This window comes from Paenibacillus sp. UNC496MF (genome assembly GCF_900113915.1).
GTDB lineage: Bacteria > Bacillota > Bacilli > Paenibacillales > Paenibacillaceae > Paenibacillus_Z > Paenibacillus_Z artemisiicola.
The window spans coordinates 172,098-186,479 of sequence record NZ_FORE01000010.1; the positions used below are offsets into that span (position 1 = coordinate 172,098).

The following is a 14,382-nucleotide window of genomic DNA, read 5'->3' on the forward strand; positions in this document are numbered from 1 at the left end:
CGATTGCTGGTACAATGGAGGGAACGAACGTTCTTGCGGGAGGCGCGGCGACGGCGATGAAGGCAAAAATCCAGCTCTCGGTGCGGGCGCTCGTGGAATACGCGCACCGCGGCGGCGACATCGAATCCGGCTTCCGGACGGCGGCGGCGCTGACGGAAGGCACGAAGGCGCATCAGCGCGTGCAGAAGGGGTACGGCGAAGGGGACGAACGGGAAGTGTACGTCAGCAAGGAGATCGTCATGGACGATCTCCTCTTCGTCGTGGACGGGCGCTGCGACGGGCTGCTCGCGGAGGACGGCGAGGTCGTCGTCGACGAGATCAAGTCGACCTCCGGCCGGCTGCCGGAAGGGGAGGCGGAGACGTACCCCGTTCATTGGGCGCAGGCGCGGTGTTATGCCGCCATCATCGCGGCGGACCGCGGGCTGGCGGCCGTGACGGTCCAGCTGACGTACGTGCAGGTGCAAAGCGAGGAAGAGCGGCGGTTCCGGCAGCGGTGGACGCGGGAAGAGCTGGCGCGCTTCTTGGAGGAGATGCTGCGCGCTTATTACGCCAGCGCGCTGCAGCAGGCGGAGCACGCCGAAGCCCGGGACGCCAGCGTCAAGGCGCTGCCGTTCCCGTTCGAGGCGTACCGCTCGGGCCAGCGGAAGCTTGCGGGCGCGGTGTACCAGAGCATCGCGGACGGGCACAAGCTGTTCGCGAAGGCGCCGACGGGCATCGGCAAGACGATGTCGACGATCTTCCCCGCGGTGAAGGCGATCGGGGAAGGCGTGCTGCAGCGCGTCCTGTACCTGACGGCGAAGACGAGCGCCCGCGTCGCGGCGGAGAGCGCCTTCGCCCTGCTGCGGGAGAAGGGGCTGCGGCTCCAATCCGTGACGCTGACGGCCAAGGAGAAAATCTGTTTCCAGGAGGAGGTCCGCTGCAGCAAGGAGCATTGCCCGTTCGCCGACGGCTATTACGACCGGATCAACGAGGCGCTGCTCGATCTGCGCGGCAACGAGACGCTGATCACGCGGCAGGTCGTCGAGGCGTACGCGCGCAAGCACCGGGTATGCCCGTTCGAATTCTCGCTCGACGCGGCGTACGGAGCGGACGCGATCATCGGCGACTACAATCACGCGTTCGATCCGCGCGTCAACCTGAAGCGCATGTTCGACGAGCAGAAGCGGCGGACGGCGGTGCTCGTCGACGAGGCGCACAACCTGGTCGACCGGGCGCGGGACATGTACTCCGCCGAGTTGTTCAAGAGCGCGTTTCTGGGCGTGCAGCGGGCGGCGAAGGGCGCGCTTCCCGGCGTGCACCGCGCGGCGAAGGCGGTGAACGAGCACCTGCTCGCGCAGCGCAAGCGGATCGGCGAGCGGCAGCAGGAGGCGGTCGCCGAGCTGCCGGAGGCGCTGGTCGCGCTGGCGGAGGCGTTCGTCGCCGAGGCGGAGCGCGCGCTGGCGGGCCAAGGCGGCGCCGGGTTCGCAGGCGCCGGGGAAGCCGCGGGCGCCGGCGCGGTGCGGCAGGGCGACCTGCTGGAGTCGGACGCGGGCGGCGTAAGCAGCGCGGCGGAGGCCTCCGCGGACGAGCGGGCCGCCGAGACGGACGGCCCCGGAGGCGGCGTGCCCGAAGCCGTCTCCGCGGGCGCCGCTTCCGGATCGCCGGGCGACGCGGGCGGCGGCGCTCGCGTCCCGGTCGGAGAGCTGCCGGGCGGCCGGGAGCTGCTGGAGCTGTATTTCGCCTGCCAGGACTTCGTCCGCGCGGCCAAGCTGTACGACGAACGGTACGTGACGTACGTCGAATGCGCGCGCAGCGAGGTGCGGGTCAAGCTGTTCTGCCTGGACCCGTCGCATTTGCTGCGGACGATGGGCAAGGGCTACCGGTCGACCGTGTTCTTCTCGGCGACGCTGACGCCGCTGCCCTATTACATGGACATGCTGGGGGGCGACGGCGAGGCGGACTATTCCGTCGTCATCCCGACCCCGTTCTCGCGCGAGCAGCTGGACGTGCTCGTCAGCCCGCTGTCCACCCGGTACCAGGACCGGGAGCGGACGAAGGGGGCCGTCGTCGCGCTGCTCCGCCGCGTCACGGCGGAGCGGCGAGGCAATTTTTTGCTTTTCTTCCCGTCCTATGCGTACATGGACGACGCGTACGAGCGGTTCATGGCGCTGCGCGCGGAAGCCGGCGGGACAGAGCCGGAGGGGGACGGCGCGAATGTCATCGTGCAGGGCTCGCGCATGTCGGAGGAGGAACGGGAACGGTTCCTGTCGGCGTTTCAAGGCGGGACCGGGGAGCGGACGATCGGATTCGCGGTCATGGGCGGGATATTCGCGGAGGGGATCGACCTCGTCGGGGACCGGCTGACGGGCGTCGCCGTCGTCGGCGTCGGGCTGCCCCAGGTGGGGTTCGAGCGGGATATCATGAAGGCGTACTTCGACGGCACGGGACGGGGCGGCTTCGATTACGCGTTCCTCTACCCCGGCATGAACAAGGTGCTGCAGGCGGGCGGGCGCCTCATTCGCTCGGAGCGGGACCGGGGCGTCCTGCTGCTGATCGACGACCGCTACCTGCAGACGCCGTACAAGCGGCTGCTGCCCCAGGAATGGCTGGATTACACGATCGTATAGCGGGGCGGGCGACAGGACGGCGCGCCGCGCGCGGGCGCGGGCGGCTATCCGCGCAGCGATTTCTCGTATACGTTGACCCAGAAGCCGTCGATGACGGAGGCGCCCTGATGGGCGTAGCCGTTGTTCAGGAACAGCCGCTTGGCGCCGTGCTGATTGGTCAGCGCGTCGAGGTAGAGGCGGCGGAAGCCGAGCTCGGCGGCCGTTCCCTCCAGCCGGGACAGCAGCAGCTGCCCGTAGCCGCGCCGTTGGTAGTCCGGGTGCACGCGCAGCCGCTTGATCTCGGCGGTCTCGAAGTCGAGCTTCTTGAGGCCGCCCATCGCGACGACCGTGCCTTGCCGGTTCGTGCCGACGAGAAACTCGCCCCCGCCCGACAAGTATTGCTCGTCGATATGGAAAATATCATGGTAATGCAGGTGCGTCGGCTCGACGCCCGCGGCGGCAATGACGAGCAGGTGGAGCCGCCAGATGTCGTCGTGGTCGGCGGTGGAATAACGGCGAATGTGCAGCATCGCGATCGCTCCTTTGTCCGGTGTGGGATAACGGCAATGCATTATTATGTAATATAATCTAACATAAGATCGGGATTGAGGGAACGGATTTCCGGATAAAACAGGTCGGGTACGGAGATTAAGCCGTGTGGGATCGGTTTATGCGGAAGGTGTGTGTAAGGTATTGCCCGTGAGATCGGTTGCTATTGAACCGCGGGTCGTTTTGCCCAATAATGAGGGTAGTAAAGGAGATGAGCGGACCATGAAGGTCGTCGTGGTATCCGATACGCATATGACGCGCATGGCGAAGAAGCTGCCGGACCGGCTGATCCGGGAGCTCGCGGACGCGGACGCGATTCTGCACGCCGGCGATTGGATGACGATGGGGGTTTGGGACATGCTGCGCGCCTACGCGGAGACGGACGGCGTGGCCGGCAACAACGACGGCGCGGACATCGTCGCGAAGTTCGGCCACCGCAAGATCCTCGCCCTCGGCGGCGTCCGCGTCGGCCTCGTGCACGGGCATATCGGGACGGGCAAGCGCGCGGATACGGAGACGAACGCGTTCAGGTCGTTCGCGCCGGGCACGGTCGACGTCGTCGTGTTCGGCCACTCCCACGTGCCGGTGAAGCGCGAGCGGGACGGGGTGCTGATGTTCAATCCGGGGTCGGCGGCGGATAAGCGCCGGCAGCCGAAGTATTCCTTCGGCGTATTCACGATAACGGGAGGCCGGCTGCTTCAAGCGGAGCATATCTACTATGACGACAAGAGCTGAGGAAAGCTTAACGCTGCGCAACGTCGGGATTTTCGCCCACGTCGACGCGGGCAAGACGACCACGACGGAGCAAATGCTGTACCAAAGCGGCCATATCCGCGCGCTCGGCAGCGTGGACGCCGGGACGGCGCAGACGGATTGGCTGGACGTCGAACGGGAGCGGGGCATCTCGGTCCGGGCCGCGGTGACGCGGTTCGCCTGGAACGGGACGCCGATCAACCTGGTCGATACGCCGGGGCACGTCGATTTCTTATCCGAGGTCGAGCGGTCGCTGCGCGTGATGGACGGCGCGGTGCTCGTGGTGTCCGCGGTGGAGGGCGTGCAGGCGCAGACGGAGATCATCTGGCAGGCGCTGCGGGAACTGGGCATCCCGACGATTCTGTACGTGAACAAAATGGACCGGATCGGCGCGGACGCGGACCGCGTGCTCGCCGAGCTGCGCCGGCTGCTGTCGCCGGCCGCCGTGCCGGTCGCGGCGCCGGTCGGCGCGGAGGGCGAATTCGCCGGGTCGGTGGATCTGCTGGAAGCGGAGGCGCTTGCGGCCCATCCGTGGGCGGCCTCATGGCGGCTGGCGCTGCTGGAGGCGGCGGCGGAACAGGACGAAGCGCTGCTCGAGGCGTACCTGGAGAGCGGCGAGCTGGACGAAGGCGAGGCCGCCCGCGCGTTGACGGACGGCGCGCGCCGCTCGGCGCTGTTCCCGGTGCTCTTCGGCGCGTCGGGGCGCGGTCTCGGCGTGACGGAGCTGATGGACGCCGTCGTGACGTATTTGCCCGCGGCCGCGGGTTCGGCGGAGGCGCCGGCATCGGGCGTCGTGTTCAAGATGGAGCGGGACCCCGTCATGGGCAAAATCGCGTACGTGCGCCTGTACGAAGGCACGATCCGCAACCGCGACGCCGTGTACAACCACACGCGCGACGTTCAGGACAAGGTGACGCAGATCCGCCGCGTGCACGGGGCGAAGTCGGAGGATATCGGCGTGCTGACGGCCGGCGACATCGCCGCGGTGTACGGGCTGAGCCGCGCGCGGATCGGCGACGTGCTGGGCTCGCCGGAGGGCGTGCCCGGCGAGAAGCGGCTGGCGGTGCCGCTGCTCACCGTGCAGGTGCAGTGGGGTAGCGAGGCGGACTATCCCGCCGTGGTCGCGGCGTTCCAGGAGCTCGCGGACGAGGATCCGCTGCTCGATCTGCAGTGGCTGCAGGACGAGCGGGAGCTGCATTTGAAGGTCATGGGGCCGATCCAGATGGAGGTGCTGACCTCGCTCCTGCTCACCCGGTTCAAGCTGGCGGTGACATTCGGAGCGCCTTCCGTCATCTACAAGGAGACGCCGGCCACTGCGGGCGAAGGGTTCGTCGCGTATTTGGCGCCGAAGCCTTGCTGGGCGATCCTGCGCTTCGCCATCGAGCCGGGGGAGCGCGGCAGCGGGCTCGTCTACAATTCGCTCGTGCGGGGGGAGCGGCTGCTCGAGAGCTATCAGAACGAGGTGGCAAGGCGCGTGCCGGAGGCGCTGCAGCAGGGGCTGCGGGGCTGGGAGGTCACGGACCTGTCCGTCACGCTCGTCGAGGGCGAGCATCACGTCTGGCATACGCATCCGCTCGATTTCGTCATCGCCACGCCGATGGGCATCATGAACGGCCTGGCGAACGTCGGCACGAAGCTGCTGGAGCCGCTGCTGCGCTTCCGCCTGTCGGTGCCGGAGGAATACGGCGGCAAGATCATGAACGAGCTCGTCGTCATGCGCGGCGAGTTCGACGCGCCGGTGCTGCGGCAGGAGCGGATGGAGCTGGAGGGGCTGCTGCCCGTCGCGACGTCGCTCGACTTCCCGGCGCGGCTCGGCGCCATGACGAAAGGGCGCGGCACGCTGACGACGTTCTTCGCCGGCTACCGCGAATGCCCGCCGGACGTCGACGTTTCGCGCGCGCGGCGCGGCGTCAATCCGCTGGACGAGGCGAAGTATATTTTGTCCGTGCGCAACGCGATGAGCGGGTAGCAATGGACGGGGCGCCGAGGGCAGCGGCGGCGACCGGGGAGCGCGCGAAATCGGGTATTAACCGCGATGCGCGAAGGAGGCCAGGCGGATGAAGGTGAAACGAATCGTGGCGAACATCGCCGCGGCGGACCCGGCGGAGGCGGAGCGCTTCTACGGGGGCGTGCTCGGCCTAGAGGTGCTGATGGACCACGGCTGGATCGCCACGTACGGCACGGCGGACGAGACGACCGTCCAGCTCAGCGTCGCGTCGCAGGGCGGATCGGGAACGGACGTGCCCGATCTGTCCATTGAAGTGGACGACGTCGACGAGGCGTTCGAACGCATGCGGGCGGCCGGCTTCCGGGCGGCGTACGGCCCCGTCGACGAGCCATGGGGCGTGCGGCGGTTCTACGTGCGCGACCCGTTCGGGAAGCTGGTCAATATTTTGTCGCATGCCGCGGGCGGGGGCGCTGAGGCGGGGAGGCGGTCGGCCCCGCCGACCTGTCGCCCCTCATAGCGGCGATAGGCGGGCGGAGCATCCCGTGGCTGCGGCCAGGAGACCGGCGGCAGCGACGCGGCAAGCGCAACAAAGAGGCAGATACGGGACGGATCGTCCGTATCTGCCTCTTTGTCGCTCTGCAGGGCCGGCTCGCGTGTTAATAAGGAGCCGGCACAAGCGGCGTGCCGCCGACCGGCAGCCTGCGCGTCTCCGTTCATGCCTTCGCGAGCTTGCTCGGGTTGTTGATTTTGTACGGGACGGGATGCTTCGTCAGCTTCTTCGCGACGACCTTGGCTTCGAACGTGATCGTGTCGCCGACCTCCAGCGCGAGCTTCTTGAGCGTGTTGCTGTGGCTCGACCAAGCGTCGCCGAGCTCGAGCTCCGGTTCGACGATGCTCACCTGCTCGTAGACGATCACTTCGTCGTCTTCCTCGGCGAAATGGTTCGGCACCGTCGTGAACTCCTTGACGACCGCGGTCATCTTCACCTTCTCCTCCGGGAGCTGCGGCTTGGACGACGTCCGTTTCTTGGCGGGCTTCTCCTTCGCGGGCTCCGGCGCCGAGGCGGCAGGCTTGTCCGCGGCATGCGCGGCCGCCGCGCTCGCCGCCGCGGTATTCGAGGCGGCCGGGACGTCTTCGGCGTCCGTCGCGCTGTCCGTCTCGGCGGCGCTTGCCTCAGCGTCTCCCGCCGCTTCCGCGCCGTCGCTTGCCGCCGCATCGCGCTCGGCCGCGGCAGGCACCGTCTCCGCCTGCGCCGCCTCCGCGGGCTCGCCGTCGCCGGAAGGATCGACGGCGGCGACCGTCCGCTGGCCGTAGCTCGCCGCCTGCATTTCCTTCAGCAGCGAAGGGTGAATCAGGTGCTGCCGCTTGTTCTCGAATTCGATGACCGCGGTCATGAAGTCGACGACCCCGACGATCGCGCAGGGCACGCTGGCGCCGCCGCGCTTGTAGACGAACGGTTTCGATTTGACCGCTTTGTCCGACAGCAGCCCCCACGTCTTGCACTGCGCGATCAGCGCTTCTTCGTCCGCGAACGCGCTGAAGGCGCCCGGCTCGATCGTGAACTTGTAATCCATCCGAACCCCGCCTTTCCGAAAAGCCATAGTTAGCATCAGTTTATCATGTTTCGGCCGGAAAGCGAATGCCGGGGACGGACCGGAGCGGCCTTGGTTCCGAGCCGGGCGTCGGACCGGAAGCGCAAGGGGGAACGGCGGCATGGCTGACGCTCCAGGTCCGTTGGCCGGTGAACGGCGGGTAGGCGCGCTTGATCCGGAGGGCGGCTTGAACGGGCTCGCCGGTCGACCGTCGGCACGTCGCCGATGCCGCCGCGGAGGCCGGAACCGACGCGCCGCTCGGCATCGCGCCCCCTGCCGGCGCGCAGCGAACGCGCGGGCGGGCGTTCACGAGCGCCCGCCCGCGCGAACGGCCCGGGAGCTCCGCCATGGAAGCTTCCGGGCCGCGTTCAAGCCGCCGCCGTCATTTATAAAACCCCTGCTCCTCCGCATAGCGGCCCCAGTGCGGCCGGCGTCCGTCGACGTCTTCGATGCCGTAGTCGTCGGACAGGCCCCACGAGGTGAAGATGCGGCCGGTTTTGGCCATGAGATTCGGGTCCGCCGCCAGCGCCGCGATGCCGCGCCCGACGAAGAACGGCGTCTCCGACTGCAGAAAATGCGCTTCCTGGGCGCCCGCGTCCCGCCAATTCGCCTCCGTCACGCCGAAGTGGTCCAGCATCTCCTCGGAGCGCAGAAAGCCCGGCGTCACGACCACGGCGGCGACCCCGTGCGGGCGCAGCTCCGCCGCCTGAGCCTCGGCCAGGTGGATGACCGACGTTTTCGCCAGGCTGTACGGCAGATTGCCGCGGTACCGGTAGTCGAAGCCGTCCGTGATCTCCACGATCAGCCCGGAGCCCCGGCGGACCATGAGCGGCGCGCCGTAGTAGCTCGTGATGAGGTGCGAGTGCACCGCCCGCCGCTGCATGAGCAGCGCCTTGTCGAGCGAGCCTTCCCAGAACGGCGTCCCCCATTCCGTCAGCGATTCGCCGCCCCATACGTCGTTGATCAAAATATCGAGCCGGCCGTCCTGCTCCTCCGCGACCCGCGCGAACAGCGCCTGCACCTCCTCCGGCACGGTATGGTCGACGCGCGCCGCGATGCCGCGGCCGCCCTGCTCCGTCACGAGCGCCGCCGTCTCTTCGATCGTCTCCGGCCGTCCGATGTCGGACGGGTTGCCGCGCACGCTCCGGCCCGTCGCGTAGACGGTCGCGCCCGCGGCGCCCAGCATCGCGGCGATCGCCCGCCCCGCGCCCCGCGTCGCGCCGGCGACGACGGCGATTTGGCCATCCAATGGTTTTGCGTTCGTCAACACGATTCCTCCTCCGCAAGTTGAACAGATTCCGATAATCATTTTGCCTGTAACCGGGAATCAACCCGACGTCATCAGTATATCCTTCAAACATGACAGCTATTGTCTTATTCGCATGCTAGAATGGAACAAGACACTTAAGGAGCGGCGAACGCAGCGAAATCGGCGGTGCGCACTCGGAGCCGGAATCGCTTCAAACGCGGGCATGCCGCTTCAATCGGACCAAATAGGAGGCGGCGCATCATGCGCGCGGATCGGCTATTGGCGGTGCTGGGCCTGCTTCAGGCGCACGGCAAATTATCGTCGAAGGAAATCGCGGAGAAGCTCGAGGTATCCGAGCGGACGATTCACCGGGACATGCAGGCGCTGAGCGTCGCGGGCATCCCGGTGTACGCGGACCGGGGAAACGGGGGCGGCTGGTCGCTGCCGGAGGGCTACCGCAGCCGGTTAACGGGCATGACCGCGGGCGAAATCTCGTCGCTGCTCTTCCTGCAGGCGTCGGACGTCGTCCGCGATCTCGGGCTGGCGGGCAGCACGCGCACGGCGATGAACAAGCTGCTCTCGGCGCTGCCGCCGGCGGCCCGCCGCGACGCGGAGATCGCCCGCGAACGGCTGCACGTCGACGGCGCGGGCTGGCACGATGCCGGCCCGCGCGACGCCGGCTCGTCCCTGGCCGTCGTGCAGGAAGCGGTCTGGGCCGCCAGGAAGCTTCGGGCGATGTACCGCTCGTCCGACGGGGAGGCGGCCAAAGAGAGGCTCCTTCGGCCGCTGGGGCTTGTCGTCAAGTCGGGCATCTGGTACGTCATGGCGCTTGCCGAGCCGGACGACGAAGTCCGGACGTACCGGGTGTCGCGCATGGAGGAGGCGCGGATGACGGACGACGCGTTCGAGCGGCCGGAAGGATTCGATCTGGCGGCGGCTTGGGAGGCGTCGCTCGTCCGGTTTCGCGACCGGCTGCCCCGGTACGACGCGACGGTGCTCGTCGCCGCGAGCGCCTGGAGCCGCTTCGGGCGGGAACGGTTCGTCACGGTCGGGAGGCATGCCGACCGCGGCTGGGGCTGGATCGAGGCCGAGGCGGAGTTCAATACGCTCGACTCGGCGGTCGGCGTGCTGCTCGGCTACGGCAGTCTGGCTAAGGCGGTCGCCCCGCAGGAACTGCGCGCGCGGGTCGCCGAGGAGGCCCGGGCCGTCGCGGCAGCCTACGCGGAGGACGCGGAATAGCGCCGCGGGGCAGTCGGGAATGGCTGCCGTACGGCAGTCTCGCGGCCCGCGAAGTCCTCACCGGCGACAACATCCCGCAAAAAAACGGCCCGACGCGCGAGGCGGAATCGTCCGCTTCGCCCGTCGGGCCGTTTTCGCGATCGCGCCGAAATCAGTAGCCGCGCGTATACGGGCGCGGAATGAGCTCGGCGGCATCCGCCGCGGCTTCGCGGCCGGCGGCCACCGCTTGCACGGCGTGCAGCGCCCAGTACGGGTCGCGCAGCATGCCGCGGGCGACCGCGACGAGGTCGGCGTCGCCGTGCGCCAGCGTCGCGTCGGCGAGCTTCGCGTCGTCGAGCAGGCCGACGGCGATGACCGGCACGCCGAGCGCGGCCTTCAGCCCGCGCGCGAGCGGCACCTGGTAGCCGGCGTACAGCGCGGAGCCTTGAGCGCCGACCGGGCCTTCGCCGCCGCTCGAGACGTGGAAGACGTCCACGCCGGCGTCGCGGTAGCGGCGGAAAATCTCCAACCCGCCGGCCAGATCGTAGCCGCCCTCGGCGTATTCCGCGGCGGACACGCGCATGATGAGCGGCATATCCGGCGGCATGACGCTCTTGACCGCTTGGACGACCTCGCTGCCGAACAGCGCGAGATCCCGGCCGTACGCGTCTTGCCGGTTATTGACGAGCTTCGAGTGGAACTGGTGGATCAGGTAGCCGTGCGCCCCGTGGAGCTCGATCGTGTCGACGCCGGCTTCCACCGCGCGGCGGGCGGCGTCCTTGAACTTGCCGGCCATGGCGCGGACTTCGTCCGTGCTCAGCGCGCGGGGCACGGGGGACGCCGCGCCGAACGGGATGTCCGACGGTCCGACCGGCTGCTCGGCGTCCTGCGCCTTGCGGCCGGCGTGGGCGATCTGGATGCCGACCTTGGCGCCGTGCTTATGCGCCTCCGAGACGATGCGGCGGAAAGCCGGGACATGATCGTCCGACCAGAGGCCGAGGCAGTTGTCCGTGATGCGCCCGTCCGGTTCGACGTTCGTCATCTCTATAAGGATAAGGCCCGTGCCGCCGACGGCGCGGGAGATGTAATGCACGTAATGCCACTCGTTCGGAATGCCGTCCTTGGCATCGACCGCGTATTGGCACATGGGAGCCATTACGATGCGGTTGCGCAGGGACAAGCCTTTCAGCTGATAGGGGGTATAAAGCCGGTTCCGGGTCAAACGGCGTCACTCCTTCTTTCGGTCCGAATTGGAAATTTCGAGCAGACCGCTCCGCTCTATGTGCCATTATATAGCTAATACTTACTTAATTAAAGTTAAATTATTTTGATAACCTACTTACCCGGGAAATCGCGCGGCGAATCCGTTATAATGAAACCATCATCAGGAACCGGGCAGGGATCAACCATGCAAAATCAACTCACGGCCGCCGACTGCGGCGCGCTGCTGCAAGAGGCCGAACGCTTCATCCGCCAGTACGGCGCCGAGCTGGGCGTCCCCCAAGACACGACCGACGCCAGGCTGGCGCACATCAAGGACGAATTGGAAGCGACGGGCGCGTACGTCCATACGGCCGACGAGCTGGCATATGGAGCGAAGCTCGCCTGGCGCAACAGCAACCGCTGCATCGGGCGGCTGTTCTGGGATTCGCTCGTCGTGCAGGACGCGCGCGCGGCCGGCACGGAAGAAGAGATGGCCGAGGCCTTGTTCCGCCATATCGGCTACGCCACCAACGGCGGCAAGATCCGGCCGACGATCACGGTCTTCGCGCCGACGACCCGGGCGGAACGGCCGCGCGTCCGGATCTGGAACGAGCAGCTGATCCGGTACGCCGGCTACAGGCAGACGGACGGCACCGTCGTCGGGGATCCGGTCTCGGCGGACTTGACGGAAGCGTGCGAAGCGCTCGGTTGGCGAGGGACCGGCACGCCGTTCGACGTGCTGCCGCTCGTCGTCGAGGCGGACGGCCGAGGGCCGCGCTGGTTCGAGCTGCCGAAGGACCTCGTGCTCGAGGTGCCGCTCGTTCACCCGGACCTGCCGGCGTTCGCGGCGCTCGGGCTGAAATGGTACGCCGTGCCGTTCGTCTCCAATATGCGGCTCGAGATCGGCGGCCTGCACTACACGGCGGCGCCGTTCAACGGCTGGTACATGGGCACCGAGATCGGCGCCCGCAATTTGGCCGATCCGTTCCGCTACGACCTGCTGCCGAAGCTGGCGGCGCTCATGGGGCTGGATACGGCCAGAGAGTCGACCTTATGGCGGGACCGGGCGCTCGTGGAAATGAACGTGGCGGTGCTGCATTCGTTCAAGGCGCGGGGCGTGACGATCGTCGATCACCATACGGCGAGCCGGCAGTTCGCGCTGTTCGCGGAGAAGGAGCGGCAGCGGGGCCGCGTGCCGACGGGCCGCTGGTCGTGGCTCGTGCCGCCGCTGTCGCCGGCGACGACGGGCATCTTCCATGCGCGGTACGAGGATACGGAGAACAAGCCGAATTATTTTTATCAGCCGACGCCTTACGGGGGCTGAATATCGCTGGCGTAACGATCAGCGATCGCAATAAGGGACGGAGCCACGGCTCCGTCCCTTATTGCGATCGCGCAATCCGGTTCAAGGGCGCGGCGCATGGTCGCGCAGCGCGGAACGTTTGGCCGGCGGGGGGATGATGGCGACCTGCGGTTCCGCGTCCTTGGCGGATTTGTTCATGGAACCGCGGACGGCGGTCAGGCCGAGCAGCAGCACGAAGGCGAAGCCGTAGACCAGCCGCAGGGCCGGCGCGCCGCTGTCGCTGCCGAGGAAGAAGCCGTGAACGAGCGCGAGGAAGAAGACCGGGTAGGACAGCAGATGTAACGCGAGCCATACCGGGCGCTTCAGCTTGTTCCGCAGGTCCGTCGTCAGGATGACGAGCAGCAGGCCGTAGCCGCTCAGCGTGCCGAGCCCGCTTAAGGCCGGCTCGTAGGAGGAGCCGAACGGCACGAGCAGGCCGAACCAGGAGTACGGCGTATACGTGTCGATGACCGTGACCGATCCGTGCAGCAGGCCGACGGCCGTGCCGGCGACGGTGAAGAAGGCGTGCAGCCGGTAGAGGCGCCGCTTGGAGCCGCGCGGCCAGAACCCGAAATTGTGCGAGATGCCGATCGCCATGCCGATCGTGATCAGGCAGAAGGACGCGATGCCGGCAGCCCGGATCATGAACCAGGTGGGCAGTCGAAGCAGCAGGTCCGCCATATGGCTCCCTCCTTCGATTACGTGAATATCCGCTTAACGGCGGGCACGAGACGCACGGCCGGCAGGCCGGTCCAGCGCGTTCCGAGCGACGCGGGGTCGCCGTAGAAGACGAGCTCCCGGCCGCGGGTGAAGAGCAGCGCCTCGACCGGCGCTCCCGTCCGGGCGAGCAGGCCGAGGCCGGCTTCGGTGCCGAGGATGCACAGCGTCTTCGCCCAAATCTCGCAGGCGACGGGGTCGTCGCCGGACGCCGTGCACTGCGCGACGTCGCTGTCCGACGGCGCCATCGTCGCGGGATTAATCAAGTGATGGCGGTCGCCGCCGGCGGCGGTCCACCGGCGGCCGAGCGTGCCGGACGTGGCCGAGGCGCCTTCGCCGAGGAGCAGCCGGCCGATGTCGCGGCCGGGCTCCCACGGATGCTCGATGCCGATGCGCCAAGGGCGTGGCAAGCGGCCGGAGGCTTGGGCGCCGCGGGCATCGGCCCGCGGGCCCAAGGGCGCGGCAAGCGCGCCGCCATGCGCGGACGGAGCAGCGGCCGAGGCCGAGGCGCCGCCAAGCTCCGGCGCGGCTCCGGCAGCGCCGGGCCGCTCGCCGCCCGAAGCCGCAGCGGCGGCTTCGCGTCCCCAGACGGCCAGGTCGCCGCCGGCGTTGACGATGCCGTACGCCGCGCCGCGCGCGCGGCGCAGCCAGTCGGCCAGCCGTTTGACCGCCCAGCTTTTGACGATGCCGCCCAGATCGATGGACGCGCCGCGGGGCAGCCGGACGGCCCGCATAGAGGGTTGAATGTCGATGGTTCGCAGGGATGAGGGAAGATCAACGGGTGCGTTAACGGGTACGTAGGCAGGATGCGCGGATGCGCCGCGGCCGGATTCCGCGGGCGAGCGGACTTCCCGCGCGGCCAGCTCGTCGAACGACCGGTCGTAGCCGCTGCGTTCCAGCGCGGGCAGGATGAACGGATCGAATGCGCCGTTCGTCAGCTTCCGGTACGCTTCCGCGAGCCGCAGCACCTCCAGCATGGCGGCGGACACGAAGCAGTCCGCGCCGGCGCGTTCGTTCAGGCGGACGAGCTCGCTGGCCGGGCGGAAGCGGCTGAACCGCTCCTCGACGTACCGGAACCAGGACGTCGCGTCCTGCGCCAACCGCTCGCGTTCCTCGCCGCCGCCGCAGGGCAACGTGCACGAAATCGCGGTATTCATGGCGCGGAAGCGCAGCGTGAACGCCGGTCGTTCGGCCGTCGCCGAGGGATGAAGGACGTTGCTCATGCG

At 68.3% G+C, this 14,382-nt stretch carries 12 protein-coding genes; 6 read left to right on the forward strand and 6 right to left on the reverse strand.

The genetic code is table 11. The annotated features are described in order from the left end of the window. Positions 1 to 56 precede the first annotated feature (56 nt). On the forward strand, positions 57 to 2,606 hold the full coding sequence (locus BMZ79_RS35170; RefSeq protein ID WP_256252830.1) for a helicase C-terminal domain-containing protein: 2,550 nt from the start codon (positions 57 to 59) through the stop codon (positions 2,604 to 2,606). Between the two features lie 44 nt (positions 2,607 to 2,650). Here the strand turns inward: BMZ79_RS35170 and BMZ79_RS18630 are convergent, their stop codons facing one another. Further along, positions 2,651 to 3,115 (reverse strand): GNAT family N-acetyltransferase, encoded by a 465-nt coding sequence (locus tag BMZ79_RS18630; protein WP_177222203.1) that lies wholly within the window; start codon positions 3,113 to 3,115, stop codon positions 2,651 to 2,653. Positions 3,116 to 3,356: 241 nt separating this feature from the next. Here BMZ79_RS18630 and BMZ79_RS18635 point away from each other — a divergent pair, with 241 nt between their 5' ends. From BMZ79_RS18635 to BMZ79_RS18645, 3 genes are all read left to right on the forward strand, one after another. Next, a complete protein-coding gene (locus BMZ79_RS18635; RefSeq protein WP_090642394.1) occupies positions 3,357 to 3,869 on the forward strand; it encodes a metallophosphoesterase family protein in 513 nt (170 codons plus the stop codon). Continuing rightward, on the forward strand, positions 3,853 to 5,856 hold the full coding sequence (locus BMZ79_RS18640) for an elongation factor G (protein ID WP_090642395.1): 2,004 nt from the start codon (positions 3,853 to 3,855) through the stop codon (positions 5,854 to 5,856). Before BMZ79_RS18635 ends, BMZ79_RS18640 begins: the two co-directional genes overlap by 17 nt. An 88-nt stretch (positions 5,857 to 5,944) precedes the next feature. Further along, the gene (locus BMZ79_RS18645) at positions 5,945 to 6,352 is read left to right on the forward strand and encodes a VOC family protein (protein ID WP_090642397.1); all 408 of its coding nucleotides are present in this window, start codon (positions 5,945 to 5,947) and stop codon (positions 6,350 to 6,352) included. 196 nt (positions 6,353 to 6,548) lie between these two features. Here BMZ79_RS18645 and BMZ79_RS18650 read toward each other — a convergent pair whose 3' ends face one another. Both BMZ79_RS18650 and BMZ79_RS18660 read right to left on the reverse strand, forming a co-directional pair. After that, the gene (locus BMZ79_RS18650; RefSeq protein ID WP_090642398.1) at positions 6,549 to 7,409 is read right to left on the reverse strand and encodes a hypothetical protein; all 861 of its coding nucleotides are present in this window, start codon (positions 7,407 to 7,409) and stop codon (positions 6,549 to 6,551) included. Between the two features lie 400 nt (positions 7,410 to 7,809). Beyond that, positions 7,810 to 8,694 (reverse strand): SDR family oxidoreductase, encoded by an 885-nt coding sequence (locus BMZ79_RS18660; protein ID WP_371263743.1) that lies wholly within the window; start codon positions 8,692 to 8,694, stop codon positions 7,810 to 7,812. 243 nt (positions 8,695 to 8,937) lie between these two features. Between BMZ79_RS18660 and BMZ79_RS18665 the strand changes: the two genes are divergently transcribed. Next, positions 8,938 to 9,915, forward strand: a complete 978-nt coding sequence (locus BMZ79_RS18665) for a helix-turn-helix transcriptional regulator (protein WP_090642403.1) — start codon at positions 8,938 to 8,940, stop codon at positions 9,913 to 9,915. A 151-nt stretch (positions 9,916 to 10,066) separates the two neighbouring features. On the opposite strand, the gene BMZ79_RS18670 is transcribed toward BMZ79_RS18665, so the two are convergent. Further along, positions 10,067 to 11,116, reverse strand: a complete 1,050-nt coding sequence (locus tag BMZ79_RS18670; protein WP_090642404.1) for an NADH:flavin oxidoreductase/NADH oxidase — start codon at positions 11,114 to 11,116, stop codon at positions 10,067 to 10,069. 186 nt (positions 11,117 to 11,302) lie between these two features. Here BMZ79_RS18670 and BMZ79_RS18675 point away from each other — a divergent pair, with 186 nt between their 5' ends. Further along, positions 11,303 to 12,421 carry a nitric oxide synthase oxygenase gene (locus BMZ79_RS18675; protein WP_090642406.1) on the forward strand — a complete coding sequence of 373 codons (1,119 nt, stop codon included), beginning with the start codon at positions 11,303 to 11,305 and terminating at the stop codon, positions 12,419 to 12,421. An 81-nt stretch (positions 12,422 to 12,502) separates the two neighbouring features. Here the strand turns inward: BMZ79_RS18675 and BMZ79_RS18680 are convergent, their stop codons facing one another. Together BMZ79_RS18680 and BMZ79_RS18685 are read right to left on the reverse strand one after the other, a co-directional pair. Beyond that, positions 12,503 to 13,120 (reverse strand): ferric reductase-like transmembrane domain-containing protein, encoded by a 618-nt coding sequence (locus BMZ79_RS18680; RefSeq protein WP_090642407.1) that lies wholly within the window; start codon positions 13,118 to 13,120, stop codon positions 12,503 to 12,505. A 17-nt stretch (positions 13,121 to 13,137) separates the two neighbouring features. Next, positions 13,138 to 14,379: an FAD:protein FMN transferase gene (locus tag BMZ79_RS18685; protein ID WP_090642409.1), complete on the reverse strand. Its 1,242-nt coding sequence runs from the start codon at positions 14,377 to 14,379 to the stop codon at positions 13,138 to 13,140. Positions 14,380 to 14,382 lie beyond the last annotated feature (3 nt).